The sequence below is a fragment of the Bradyrhizobium vignae genome, from assembly GCF_900324035.1.
Taxonomy (GTDB): domain Bacteria; phylum Pseudomonadota; class Alphaproteobacteria; order Rhizobiales; family Xanthobacteraceae; genus Bradyrhizobium; species Bradyrhizobium vignae.
On sequence record NZ_LS398110.1, the window covers coordinates 796,506 to 808,559 of the forward strand.

Consider the following 12,054-nt stretch of genomic DNA (forward strand, 5'->3'; position numbering starts at 1 on the left):
GGCGATGCGATCCGACCTCTCCCTATGGGAGAGGTGGGCACCGCCGATGCCTCAGCGTCTCGATACGGTTTCATCGTGAAGCAGCCGGTATCTTGGAACGACACCGCAGCAGAGATCTGCCGCGGCGTCGCATGGAATCCCTCACTTGTCGAGCCATGCGTCCTTGAAGCCGTCATTGACCCCGATCCCCGTGGTGATCAGGTTCTTGACCTTGCAGCGCATGATGGTCGGGAATTGCAGCTCGAGCATCCAGGCCACCGGCACGTCCTCGACCAGGATCTTCTGCGCCTTCTCGTAGATCTCCTTGCGCTTGGAATCGGGCGTCGCGACCGCGCCCTCGGCGAACAGCTTGTCGATCTCCGGGTTGGAATAGCCCTCGACGTTGTTGAAGACCTGCCCCTTCGCGATGTTGCCGGAGATATAGTTGCGGCCAACCCCGAGCGCGGGATCGCCGTACTGGTAGAGATAGGTGAAGGCGATGTCGTAATCCCAATCGCCGATCTTCTGGTTGCCGCCGGCAACGTCGGTGGCGATCGTCTCGATGGTCATGCCGACGTCCTGGAGGTTCTGCTTCACCGCTTCACCCCAACGCTGCCAGGTCTCGCCATAGGCGAGCGGCAGCAGGCGGATCTTCTCGCCCTTGTAGCCGGCCTCCTTCAGCAGCGCCTTGGCCTTGGCCGGATCGTAGGGATATTTCTTCACATCGTCGGTGTAGTACTTGATGGTCGAGGCCGACGGGCCGGTGGCGACCTTGCCGAGCCCGTTCCAGATCACGTCCTTGGCGAAGTCACGGTCGATCGCATACATGATCGCCTGCCGCACCCGCTTGTCCGCGAGCGGCCCCTGGCGGTTGTTCAGCCACAGCCAGGCCAGCGGCGAGAAGAACTCCCAGCCAGCACCGGTGACGCAGGTATCCTTCAGCTTGGACAGCCGCGGCACGTCGAAATTCTCGACCGAGCCGCCCGGCAACACGTCGACCTTGCCGGTCTCATACGCCACCGAGCGCGCGGCGGCGTCGGGGATGATCTGCCAGTAAATCTCGTCGAGATAGGGCTTGCCCTTCTCGTAGTAGTTCGGGTTCTTGACCAGGCGGATGAACGAGCCCTTCTGCCATTCCTTGAACATGAAGGGGCCGGTGCCGACCGGCGCGTTGTTGTAGGGATTGGTTTTCCAGTCGGTGCCTTCATAGAGATGCTTCGGCACCATCGGCATCGAGCCGACCTCGAAGATGCCGAGGAACGGGCCGAACGGCTGCTTCAGCGTGAACACCACCGTGTAATCGTCCGGCGTCTCGACCTTCTCGAGCTGGGCCAAGTTGGTGCGGGCACGCGCATGGGTCTGCTTCAGCATCTCGATCGAGAACAGCACGTCGGCGGCGGTGAAGGGCTTGCCGTCATGCCAGGTCACGCCCTTCCTCAGCTTGAAGGTATAGGTCTTGGCGTCCTCGCTGACGCTCCAGCTCTCGGCAAGTTCCGGCTGCGGGTCGAGCTTGGGGCTGTAGCGCAGCAGTCCCTCGAAGATGTTGCCTGACACCATCTGCACCGGGCCGTTCTGGACCATCGCCAGCATCAGGCCGGGCGGCTCGGGCTGGATCACGGCATTGATCACGCCCCCCGTCTTCGGCTCTTGCGCCAGCGCCGAGGCCGCAAGGCCGCAAGCCAGGAGGAGACCAAGCAACACTCGTTTTGGCATGTCGTATCTTTCTCAAGCGAGACCGGCCGTAAACACTCCGCACGTCCTCGCGCGCAAAGCGACGGCCGGTCCATCCCAGTCCCCATCCGACATCGAGGCTCACACAGCCTCGTTCGGCGCGGCAAGATGAAAGTCTCGACAGTGTTCGCACAAAAAATGTACAGCGCGTCGTGTTTTGATGGATTGACCTCTTGTCGCGGGGCATCCGTCATGTCGGTCGCTGGCCGACATGACGGTGTCGCGACACAGCGTCGCGGTGGGCCGCCGATGAGAGCGCTCTCGTGCCAGCTGGGAATAGGCCGCGCCGGCCGGCGATCAGTCAGAAGCGGTTGCGCCGCCCAATTTGATCCGCATCAAAGTCGAACCGCTGCTTTTGCGATCGAATGGCTACTGCGGACGCGGCACTGCGCGTCCCGTTCCCTTGAGCCGTGAGACGATCGATGGACATCCAGGGCACGATCATCCCTGCGGGTGACGATCGTGGCCCCGACGTCGCCGGCCTCGATCCAGCGTCCGAGCCTGGCGTGCAGCACTGCTTGCAATGCTGAGCAATGCCGGCCTGCGCCCGACCCGCCAGCGCCTGGCGCTCGGCCAATTGCTGTTCCAGGGCGGCCATCGCCACGTCACCGTAGAGAGCCTCTATGCCGAGGCAATTGCGGCCAGCGCGCATCTGTCGCTTGCGACGGTCTACAACACCCTGAACCAGTTCACCGAGGCTGGCCTGCTGCGCCGGATCGCCGCCGACGGCATCAAGTCGTTCTTCGACACCGACACATCCGTGCATCCGCATTTCTATCTCGAAGGCGAGGACGTGCTGGTCGACGTTGCCGAGCGCCTGGCCTTCACCAAGGTGCCCGAGGCGCTTCCCGGCCACGAGATCGCGCGGCTGGACGTCATCGTCCATTTGCGCCGGAAGCGAGCGTAGCGCTTACCCTCCCCCTCCAGGACCCTCCAAGGGATGGTCAGAGGTATCACCGCAGCCCGGCCCGGCGGAATCCCTCCAGATAGTGTTCGCGATCCCCGTCATTGGCCCACGGCAGTTGCGTCGCGATCCAGTGCAGCGAGATGCCCGGCTGGGTGCGGCGGAGCTCGGTGAGCGCCATCTCCGCAAGCGTTCCGTCGCCTGTCATGCCGGCGGAGACGGCGAGCACGCGGTAGGCGCCGGTGAGGTCGCCGCGGTGGCGGATCGCCTCGCGCGCCAGCGCGATGGCTTCGTCATACTGCCGCTCGGTGAAACGCGCATAGGCGGCGATGCCGTGATAGATTGCCAGTGACGGATCGCGCGGCGACAGCAGGATCGTCCTTTGCGCGGCCTCGAAGGAATCCTTCGCTCGTCCGGCATAGGACAGCGCCAGCGCGTAATAGCTCTGCGCCAGCGAGAAGTTCGGATTGAGCGCGAGCGCCTGCTCGAACTCGGACAGCGCATCCGCAAGCCTGCGGGTCGAGAAGCAGACGCTGCCGAGCGCGGCATGCGCCCAGGCATCCTCGTGGTCGCAGCGCACCGCGGCGAGCGCGGCGGCTTCCGCGGCCGGCGCAACCGCGGCCAGCTCGGCCCAGCCGAGATGCACGCCGAACATGTCGTTCACGGCCAGCACCGACAGCGCCTGGCCGTAATTCGGATCGATGGCAACCGCGCGCTCGAGCAGTGCCCGCGCGGCCCCGTGATCCTGCCGGGTCACGCGCCAAAAATGCGACAGCGCGCGCATCAAGAGGTCCCAGGCGTCCAGGCTCGCAGGCGGCTTGCGATGGCTGCGAAAATTTTCCGCCGCGTGGATCTGCGGCTCGATCGCCGCAGCGATCGCGTTGGTGATCTCGTCCTGCACGGAGAAGACGTCGACGAGCTCCCGGTCGTAGCGCTCCGCCCAGATATGTCTTGCTGACACGGCGTCGTTGAGCTGCGCGGTGATGCGCACCCGGTTGTCCGCCTTGCGCACGCTGCCTTCGACGATGTAGCGGACGCCGAGCTCCTCGGCGATCTGCCTGATGTCGACCGCGCGCCCCCTGTAGGTGAAGGAGGAGTTGCGCGCGATCACCAAGAACCAGCGCTGTTTCGACAGCGCGGTGAGGATGTCCTCGCTGATCCCGTCGCCGAAATAGTCCTGCGCGGGATCGCCGCTCATGTTTCCGAAGGCGAGCACCGCGATCGCCGGACGGTCCGTCATGCGCAGGGGAGCGGGCTTGGCTTCCGCCCGCGCGGCGGACGCTGCCATTTCTTCGCGGACCTCGCCGACGAAGCGAAAGCCCTTGCGCGGAATGGTCTTGATCAGCCGCTGGATAGCGCCGTCGTCGCCCACCGCCTTGCGCGCGGCGTTGATCCGGCTGTTCAGGGCGGAATCCGAGACGATGCGGTCGCTCCAGATCTGGCTGATCAGGTCATCCTTACTGACCACACGCGCTCGTTGCGTGACCAGATAAAGCAAGAGATCGAACACTTGCGGCTGCAACGGAACGGCTGCCCCGTCGCAGGTGAGCTCCCGAAGATCGCTGTCGAGCACCTTGTTTTCAAAGCAAAATCGCACGTTTTCGTCGTCTCAAGCAAAAATCAAAGTCGTCTCAGGCGAAAATCAATCGTCCGCGAAAGTCGGGAGACGTCCGATCCGGCATGGTGCGAAGACCAAACCGTGCCGATGCCTCGGCACAACGGAGCGTTTCATGACCCAACTCGATGACCAGGTTCATTCCATCGGCCCGGAGGTTACGGGCTCGCGCATTTTCAGGTTCATCGCCTTTCTGTACGGAATTGCGGCATATCTCGTGTTTTTCGTCACCATTCTCTACGCGATCGGCTTCGTCATGGGCGTGATGGTGCCCAAGACCATCGACACCGGAGCCGAAGCGCCCGTCGTTCGCGCGGTCATCATCAATCTGCTGCTGATGTCGCTGTTCGCCGTTCAACACAGCGTGATGGCGCGCCAGCAATTCAAGGCGTGGTGGACGCAGTTCGTCCCCAAGCCGGTCGAGCGCAGCACCTACGTGCTGTTCGCGAGCCTGTCATTGCTCCTCCTGTTCTGGCAGTGGCGTCCGCTGCCGGCGGTCATATGGAACGTCGAGAACCCGGATCTTGCCGTAACGGTGGTCACGCTGTCCTTCGCCGGCTGGGTGCTGGTGTTCACCTCGACCTTCATCATCAACCATTTCGAATTGTTCGGCCTGTCTCAGGTGACCGATCATCTCGTCGGCAGGGAAGCGGCGCCGCCGCGTTTCAAGACGCCGCTGCTCTACAAGTTCGTCCGGCATCCGATCTATCTCGGGTTCATCGTCGCGTTCTGGGCGGCGCCGACCATGACTGCGGGTCATCTGATGTTCGCAGCCGTGACCACGCTCTACATCTTCGTCGGCATCGCGCTGGAGGAACGCGATCTCGTCGATCTCTTCGGCGACGAGTACCGGCGGTACAAACAACGGGTGTCGATGCTTATTCCCTGGCGCCGGTCGGTGTAGTCTCGGCCTCGCCTCGCGCGTTCCCCGAAAGGCGCGCGCGCGAGGCGCCGACGCGCGATAACATAAAACGGAGACGTCCAATGAAACATGTCGGAAACTGCTTCTGTGGCGCGGTCACGGTCGAGGTCACGGGCGCGCCGGAGGCGATGGGCTATTGCCATTGCCGCTCCTGCCGCTCCTGGTCGGGCGGTCCGGTCAACGCCTTCACCCTGTGGAAGCCGGAAGCCGTGCGCATCACCGAGGGCGCGCAGCATGTCGAGACCTTCGCCAAGACGCCGCAGAGCCAGCGCAAATATTGCAGGAAGTGCGGCGGCCATCTCATGACCAACCATCCCCCGCTCGGTCTGATCGACGTTTTCAGCGCCACCATCCCAACACTCGCGTTCACGCCCGGCGTCCACGTCAACTATGCCGAGACCGTGCTGCCGATGCGCGATGGCCTGCCCAAGCTGAAGGATTTCCCCGCCGAGTTCGGCGGCAGCGGCGAGATGATGCAGGAGTAGCGGCCGTCATTTGAAGGCCAAAAGGCCGAAGCTCGGCTTCGGCCTTTCTTGAGGGGGCGGCAGAGCGTTGCCCTCTCTGCCTTCTCTCAAGGGCTAAGAATGAAACACTAGCCTCCGCGGGATTCAACGACCTTGCGGCAGGACTCCGAGAGCTTCGACTTGTTCTCGCGCAGACAGGCATTCATCTGCGGCGGCTTGCCGATAGGCTCGGCGCAGAATTTGCCGGCGTCGCCACGGCAGGCCATTTGCTCCTGGGGCGATGGACCGGACTGTGCAGCAGCGGGCAGGGCGGCAGCAGTGAGCAGCAGCGCGGCAACAACCGAAATCTTCATAAAGCACCTCTTTGAAGAGCTGGCGGAACGCCGGATTTTCCTGGCCCCATCCGACGCGCACCAGCGTGAGCATCGCTTCGCCGGTCTCCTTGTCGGCCTGCGTCCTTGCCCGTTTCCGCCAGCCCACGGCGTAGCCGCCAAAAAGTACGAGATGGGAGACGCGCTCGGGGTGCCGAACCGCGTAGGCGATCGATACGGCGCAGCCCTGGGAGACGCCGAGCAGCGCGAAACGATCGATACCCGCGGCATCGACGACGCTTTCGAGGTCGTCAACGAAGTGATCGAAGGTGACGTCGGGCACCTCGCGATCGGAAAGACCGTTGCCCCGCGCATCGTAGCGGATGCGGGTGTGCTCACTGGACAGCTCGCGGTAAAGATGCCGCCAGATCGGGCTTTCCAGGTCGAATTCAAGATGGGTCATCCAGTTGCCGGTCTTGACGATCGGCGGACCCTGGCCGGTCTTGGCATAGGCCAGTTGCACGCCGTCTTTCGTCTGACAGAAGTGGATATTCTGTGCATCGGCGGCAATCGGCCGTGCCGGCTCCGACGCGCCCAAAACCGCAATGTCCGGAAGCGACATGATGTCCTTGGCTGCAAGTCCATATACACCGACAGCGCGGGCGATGTTCTTCACCGTCTGCTCGCCGAGATCGGCGAAAGCGAGCGACAGCTTGTCCCTGATTTGCTCGTTCGCCGCGCGCGAGATGCAGACGCCGCCGGGTTCGCACAACCCCTCGAGCCGGGCGGCGATGTTCGCGGCGCTCAAATCGCCATAGCGCCTGCCGCACGGCCGTTTGCTCCCCAAGCGCGGTTTCCTCCCTTGGAGGCTTTCGGACGCCGGCCGCCGAATATGCGGTCCCGTCCTTCATGCGGCCGACATCCGAAACCCATCACACAAGCAGCCGATCACGCTCAAGCGGGTGACTTCCGCTTTGCCTTGCGGAGCCGACGTTTATGACAACACGTCCTAGCACTACTTTGGCAGATTGTTGATTTTGGCGCGTTTTATAGGATTCCCGAATCAATTTTTCAATGATTCATGGGTGGTCGGCTCTTGGAGGGCTGACCATGCCGGGATGGGAAGACGAACTCGAACGCTGGCTGATGCCGTTCTTGGACCGACTGGGTCATAAGACCCGGCAGCGGATGTGTCCTCTGTATGTTGCGGGATTGATCGGTCCCGGCGATCGTAAGAGCGTTCAGCCGATGGCGGAACGCCTTGCCACCAGCACCTACGACCAGTTGCACCATTTCATTGCGGACGGTGTCTGGGACGCGACGCCGCTGGAGACAGAGTTGCTCAACCAGGCGGACCGACTTGTCGGCGGCAGGGATGCGGTGCTGGTTATTGATGACACCTCACTTCCCAAGAAGGGTGAGCGCTCGGTCGGTGTTGCGGCTCAATACGCCTCGGCTCTCGGTAAAACGGCAAATTGCCAAACACTGGTGTCTTTGACGCTTGCGCGCGGCGAAGTACCCGTGATGGTCGCGTTACGTCTCTTTCTGCCTGACAGTTGGACAAGCGACGAATCTCGTTTGAAGCGCGCTCGCGTGCCAGTCGAACATCGAACGCCACGGTCCAAGCCGGAGATTGCTTTGGCCGAGATTGACCGCGCGATAGCAGCCAACGTGCGCTTTGGATATGTGCTGGCGGATGCAGGATACGGCCTCAGCGCACCGTTTCGACAAGGGCTAACAGAGCGCGGGCTGGTCTGGGCTGTCGGAATCCCGCGGCACCTGAAAGTGTATCCGGTCGATGTGAAGCTCATTTGGCCGATTACCAAAGCCCGCGGCAAACCACGAAAGCACCACGTGCCCGATATCTTATCAATTGCGGCCGAGCAAATGCTGGCCGGCGCCAAATGGAAAACCGTGAGTTGGCGTAGCGGGACGAAAGGTCGGCTTAAAGCCCAATTTGCTGCGGTCCGTGTCCGGACCGCCGACGGCCCTCCGCAGCGGATATGGGATAAAGGTCAGCAGCATCTCCCGGGCGACGAAGCCTGGCTCATTGGCGAGCAACGTGCGTCCGGGGAGAAGAAATACTATCTGGCCAATCTTCCGGCGGCGACGGATCTGCGCACGCTGGCCGCCACCATCAAGGCACGGTGGATTTGTGAGCAGGCGCATCAGCAGTTGAAGGAGGAACTTGGACTTGATCACTTCGAAGGGCGATCATGGCAAGGTCTTCATCGCCACGCCCTGATGACAATGATTGCCTACGCCTTCCTGCAACATCGTCGCCTCGCACACGCGGGGCGGAAAAAAAAGAATCTACGGGCCTCCGCCTCAGCCAACCATGCCAGCCGTACGTCACGCCATCGTCGATCTCATCCTTCGGCCGCCGTCTCAGCATTGCCCATATTGCCGAAGGCAAATCCGTGAAAAACAGCGGCGAAAACACAATCTGCCAAAGTAGTGCTAGCGCTAGCTCCGCTCACGAAAGATCGAGCCGCGGCGGCGGATAGCGCCGGGCCAGCACCGACAAGGATAGATGCCGTTCGTCTTCCGGCAGCTCCAGATAGGCCAGTACAAGCGCCCGCTTCCAGTCTCCGACGCCGAAATCCATCGCCGTCCACTTCTGCGGCTCGGGCCCTTCCAGCCCTCGAACCCAGACGAAATAGCGGGGAAGGTCGTCCGCGTCCGTCGTGCGTCTCCTGGCCATCAGACTGTCCACTGCATCACATCGGTTGCCACGGGATATAGGTGCCGGCGCGGGGAAGTCGAACGCCCGACGGCGGCCTGTGCGCGATGCTTACGGTTGAGCGGTAGGTGCCGCCTTCGCCCCGCGCCCCGCGCAGGGCAATCGCATCCCCGTGGCCATCCTTCGAGACGCCCGCCTTTTAGCGGGCCCTCAGGACGAGGGCCGAGTGCGCGGCGGCAGTTTCAACGGCACTGATGCCGCTTAGCCTCATCCTGAGAGCCTGACCGAAAAAGGGTGAGCGGTTTCGGCGGGCCTTTGATTCCTTCGGATTTGCAAAGATTCGAGGGAGGACACCATGCCGTGGACCAAAGCCGCTCGTCTCTAAAGCGCGATGAGATTTGGATGAATCGTCATCGCGCTTTAGCTTGTTGTTTACGCATGATCTTTCCGGAAAACCGCTTCGCACTTTTCCGGATCATGCTTTAGTATCAGTGCAGTGGACTGCGTTACACAAGTGATCTGACCGATGCCGAGTTGGCGTCGATCGCCCGGAAGATGCCGCGGCGACGGCGATTGGGCCGGCCGCCGAGGAGACCGCGAAGCGGTCGTCTCGAAGGACGAGGCGCGCGCTCAGCTTGCGGGCAGCCAAGGTCAAGAGGCTGAGCCAAAGATTCCGATTGACCGAAATTCGGAAATATCGTATATCCCGCTCACCCCGGCCCATGGACAAGGGGCGTTTCGCGATCGTCGCGATATGCGGGCCGGGTGGCGGTGGACGTGGAGCGCATCGGCGCGCATGCGATCGCAGGGCGGGCTTGGCCCGTGAGCGGTAGAGCGGCGCGCACACGACCGGTGCGATTCCGCGTACGGCAAAAGCGTGTGGTCCTGACGCCCGGGGTCTGTGCGTCAAGGCTTGCGGTGGTGAAGCGGCCCGACCGGGTGCGCGCATCAGTCATCGGCAAGACGACGGGGGCAAAAGTGCATCGCTCCCCGGGGAGAGCGCGCCATAAGCCGTCGAACCACTGCGCAGGGAAAGGTCGGGATGTCCGGGCTGCCCTGTATGCCGCTGTGCATCTGTCTTCGCGCAATTTGCGCACAGCGGGCCGCGGGTGCCAGCCGGCGCCCGGCCTTCCCTGCGCCCTTTCTTTAGGAAAGGGCGTCAAGAGAAGCACAAGACTCGGGCGTCATGCGTCGCGAGCCGGTACAGGCGCGTCTTGCGATCGTTTGAAATTGAAGGATGGCCCGCTCGTCAATTAGCGCACAAGTCGCAGGTCGCCACGCGGTTGATATCGGCGAGGCGGCGTTCGGCGTTTCCGTGCAGATCGAGGCTGGCGAGCAGGGTCAGCAGGCGCCGATAGGCGCGCTCGGCAATTTCGACCGGCAGCGGAGCCTCCTCAAAGGCTTCGACATAGCTGCCGATGATGCCGCTGAGCAGGCGGCAAAGACCGCGCTGCGCGGGATCGTCCCGGCCGAGCGTCTCGAGCTTTTGCTGAAAGATCTGGAAGGTCCGCAAGCCGTGGTGTTGCTGCGAAAGCCACGCGTGCAGGTCGTTCATGTGAGCTCCTTCGAGTTATGGAAGAAGCTACTGGTTTATACAGGGAGGATGTGGGGATGGCTAGGGGAGGGAGAGCGGGGCCTGCCGGGACAGTCCGTCTTCGCCAAGAGGCTTCGCCGGACACGCTTCGCCCTTCGGCTTGGCGACCGCGCCACGCGAAGCGTGGTGCCCCTGGCCGGGCCGCAACGACTGTTGAACATCAGCCTTTTAAGGGGAAGTGGGACAATCAATCCTCACATTGTTTTCCATAGGTTATTTCCGGGTTTGTCCCCCCATACCGCTCCAAAATTTCCCCCAATTTGCCCGCCGGAGCGGCGGGTCTTCGCCGCCAACTCGTATCAACTCCCAAATTCATCAGTCCCTCACGGTTGTCCCTGGTCGGCTGCGCCACGGAAGAAATCCGTCTCGCCTTGGAGGTTGAGCCCTCAAACAGCGCCTGCACCGAGGCGAGTTCATCCTGGCTCCCTTATTCTGAGGTGCCATGTAGGTGTGGATAGCAAAACTCATCGCTTACTGGCGTCGCCAGACATCGCCAGGCTGAGATATGCACCTCCGCATCGACGCGGAGACCTGGCGGGCTACTTGCTGGGCCGGTAGTTGGGGCAATATCTATGCAGCACCTCGCCCCCGGTGATCTTGCTCTCAAACAGCTGCGTGCACGTTGGCGCAAAGCCACTTGCCCCCGACCAGCTCTCGTGCCTTGCCCCCAGCCATATGTAGGCGCGGGAGAGCGTGAGCTGTTCTTCCTTGGTCAGCTCGGCAGGGATGCGCTCGCCCGACACCCTGCAGGCCTCCACTAACATCTCGATGGTCTGACAGTCACGTGGGGTGTAGGGCTCGCTATCTGTGGTGGCGACCTTCTTGGCCCGATAGCTGCTGCGGGCTGTACTGCCAGGGATGTCAGGGTCCACCCTCATATCATCCATAGAGTGCGGCCGCTGATGCGGACAGAACTTCCGGGTTGCGCCGATCACGGTCGTCTTGCCGTAGCAGACCTTGAGACACAGCTTGTCCATCTTTTTACCAAAGCTCACTGATGGGTGCCGAGCAAAGAATTGGGACACGCCTCTGCTCTCCCCCGCCCCAGCGCGGTGCACCATGTAGCAAAAATCAGGCCTCTGCACGGAGACGGAGCAGGCGTCAAACATCCCCTCAATCTGGTCGCACTCGTCCTGCCTGGCCTTCTTCTCTTTGAGCCGTACGGTCTTCCAGCGCTGATCGAGCTTCACCACCCAGCTATGTCTGTTGTTGCCGTCGTCGTCATGCTGGGTCATCTCGACGTCCCCGTTCGGCAGCTGGCGACATTCCTTATATTCAAAGTAGGACTGGTACAGGTTTTCGCAGTCACTCTCGAACCGTTCCCGCAGCTCCTGGTCGATCTGGGTCTGCACTTTCGGCCGGGTGTCGTGTTTCTCACAGGCGAGCGTGGCCACGCCGTCAACCTTCTCGTTGCCGTCCACGTCCTTGTCCTTCTTATCATGGCGGCCCCCGTCCCAATCCAAGGCCCCGGTCCAAGTCCAGCGCCCCAGCGCGTTCGCGCAGAGCTGATCGCCCAGCGGGTAGCTGACCGCGCCGATCAGGTGCGCTGACGTGTAAACCACCAGAAACACACTGGACATAGCGTTTCCATATTGCGGCTTGGTCCCCGGGGGGGGAAGACCCGCTCAAAATCAATAAATAATCAGCTGCGAGATTAGTAGATGGACGCCGTGAGTAAAGGGGGCCGCACTGGGGCAGCGCGGCTCATGATGCGGCGAGACCGCAAGCTTCCGTCTGCTCAAACTCGTCTCCAAAACTCCCACCAATTCGGTCGCCAGGGCAGCGAGGTCTTCCCCGCCAACTCGTATGAGCTTCCAAATTCATCAGCCTTTCAGCCTTGTTCGTATTGGG

At 62.2% G+C, this 12,054-nt stretch carries 9 protein-coding genes and 2 pseudogenes; 5 read left to right on the forward strand and 6 right to left on the reverse strand.

The features are described from left to right. Nucleotides 1–141: 141 nt before the first annotated feature. Nucleotides 142–1,692, reverse strand: a complete 1,551-nt coding sequence (locus BRAD3257_RS03815) for an ABC transporter substrate-binding protein (protein WP_122400729.1) — start codon at nucleotides 1,690–1,692, stop codon at nucleotides 142–144. 440 nt (nucleotides 1,693–2,132) lie between these two features. Between BRAD3257_RS03815 and irr the strand changes: the two are divergent. Beyond that, a pseudogene (gene irr, locus BRAD3257_RS03820) lies at nucleotides 2,133–2,617 on the forward strand (Fur family transcriptional regulator Irr). Between the two features lie 46 nt (nucleotides 2,618–2,663). Here the strand turns inward: irr and BRAD3257_RS03825 are convergent. Then, nucleotides 2,664–4,211, reverse strand: a complete 1,548-nt coding sequence (locus BRAD3257_RS03825; RefSeq protein ID WP_122400730.1) for a winged helix-turn-helix domain-containing tetratricopeptide repeat protein — start codon at nucleotides 4,209–4,211, stop codon at nucleotides 2,664–2,666. Between the two features lie 133 nt (nucleotides 4,212–4,344). Here BRAD3257_RS03825 and mddA point away from each other — a divergent pair, with 133 nt between their 5' ends. Beyond that, nucleotides 4,345–5,133 (forward strand): methanethiol S-methyltransferase, encoded by a 789-nt coding sequence (gene mddA / locus BRAD3257_RS03830; protein WP_162500096.1) that lies wholly within the window; start codon nucleotides 4,345–4,347, stop codon nucleotides 5,131–5,133. An 80-nt stretch (nucleotides 5,134–5,213) separates the two neighbouring features. After that, entirely contained in the window at nucleotides 5,214–5,636 is a 423-nt protein-coding gene (locus BRAD3257_RS03835; protein WP_122400731.1) for a GFA family protein, read from the forward strand. Nucleotides 5,637–5,759: 123 nt separating this feature from the next. Here BRAD3257_RS03835 and BRAD3257_RS40705 read toward each other — a convergent pair whose 3' ends face one another. Next, nucleotides 5,760–6,773 carry an alpha/beta fold hydrolase gene (locus BRAD3257_RS40705; RefSeq protein WP_244607855.1) on the reverse strand — a complete coding sequence of 338 codons (1,014 nt, stop codon included), beginning with the start codon at nucleotides 6,771–6,773 and terminating at the stop codon, nucleotides 5,760–5,762. A 227-nt stretch (nucleotides 6,774–7,000) separates the two neighbouring features. On the opposite strand from BRAD3257_RS40705, the gene BRAD3257_RS03845 reads away from it, so the two are divergent. After that, nucleotides 7,001–8,350 carry an IS701 family transposase gene (locus BRAD3257_RS03845; protein WP_122400733.1) on the forward strand — a complete coding sequence of 450 codons (1,350 nt, stop codon included), beginning with the start codon at nucleotides 7,001–7,003 and terminating at the stop codon, nucleotides 8,348–8,350. A 52-nt stretch (nucleotides 8,351–8,402) separates the two neighbouring features. Here the strand turns inward: BRAD3257_RS03845 and BRAD3257_RS03850 are convergent, their stop codons facing one another. Next, nucleotides 8,403–8,630 (reverse strand): hypothetical protein, encoded by a 228-nt coding sequence (locus BRAD3257_RS03850; protein ID WP_122400734.1) that lies wholly within the window; start codon nucleotides 8,628–8,630, stop codon nucleotides 8,403–8,405. A 480-nt stretch (nucleotides 8,631–9,110) separates the two neighbouring features. On the opposite strand from BRAD3257_RS03850, the pseudogene BRAD3257_RS40180 reads away from it, so the two are divergent. After that, nucleotides 9,111–9,194, forward strand: a pseudogene (locus BRAD3257_RS40180) (IS5/IS1182 family transposase); the annotation flags it as partial. A gap of 664 nt (nucleotides 9,195–9,858) precedes the next feature. On the opposite strand, the gene BRAD3257_RS03865 reads toward BRAD3257_RS40180, so the two are convergent. Together BRAD3257_RS03865 and BRAD3257_RS03870 are read right to left on the reverse strand one after the other, a co-directional pair. Next, complete coding sequence (locus tag BRAD3257_RS03865) at nucleotides 9,859–10,164, reverse strand: hypothetical protein (protein ID WP_122400736.1); 306 nt, start codon at nucleotides 10,162–10,164, stop codon at nucleotides 9,859–9,861. Between the two features lie 578 nt (nucleotides 10,165–10,742). Continuing rightward, nucleotides 10,743–11,783, reverse strand: coding sequence for a hypothetical protein (locus tag BRAD3257_RS03870; RefSeq protein ID WP_122400737.1), 1,041 nt, complete (start codon nucleotides 11,781–11,783; stop codon nucleotides 10,743–10,745). Nucleotides 11,784–12,054: the final 271 nt, after the last annotated feature.

Coding starts and splice junctions, on each gene's coding strand:
- BRAD3257_RS03850 (WP_122400734.1), bottom strand. CDS start 8,630: ATGGCCAGGAGACGCACGACGGACGCGGACGACCTTCCCCGCTATTTC.
- BRAD3257_RS03870 (WP_122400737.1), bottom strand. CDS start 11,783: ATGTCCAGTGTGTTTCTGGTGGTTTACACGTCAGCGCACCTGATCGGC.
- BRAD3257_RS03835 (WP_122400731.1), top strand. CDS start 5,214: ATGAAACATGTCGGAAACTGCTTCTGTGGCGCGGTCACGGTCGAGGTC.
- BRAD3257_RS03845 (WP_122400733.1), top strand. CDS start 7,001: ATGATTCATGGGTGGTCGGCTCTTGGAGGGCTGACCATGCCGGGATGG.
- BRAD3257_RS03815 (WP_122400729.1), bottom strand. CDS start 1,692: ATGCCAAAACGAGTGTTGCTTGGTCTCCTCCTGGCTTGCGGCCTTGCG.
- BRAD3257_RS03865 (WP_122400736.1), bottom strand. CDS start 10,164: ATGAACGACCTGCACGCGTGGCTTTCGCAGCAACACCACGGCTTGCGG.
- mddA (WP_162500096.1), top strand. CDS start 4,345: ATGACCCAACTCGATGACCAGGTTCATTCCATCGGCCCGGAGGTTACG.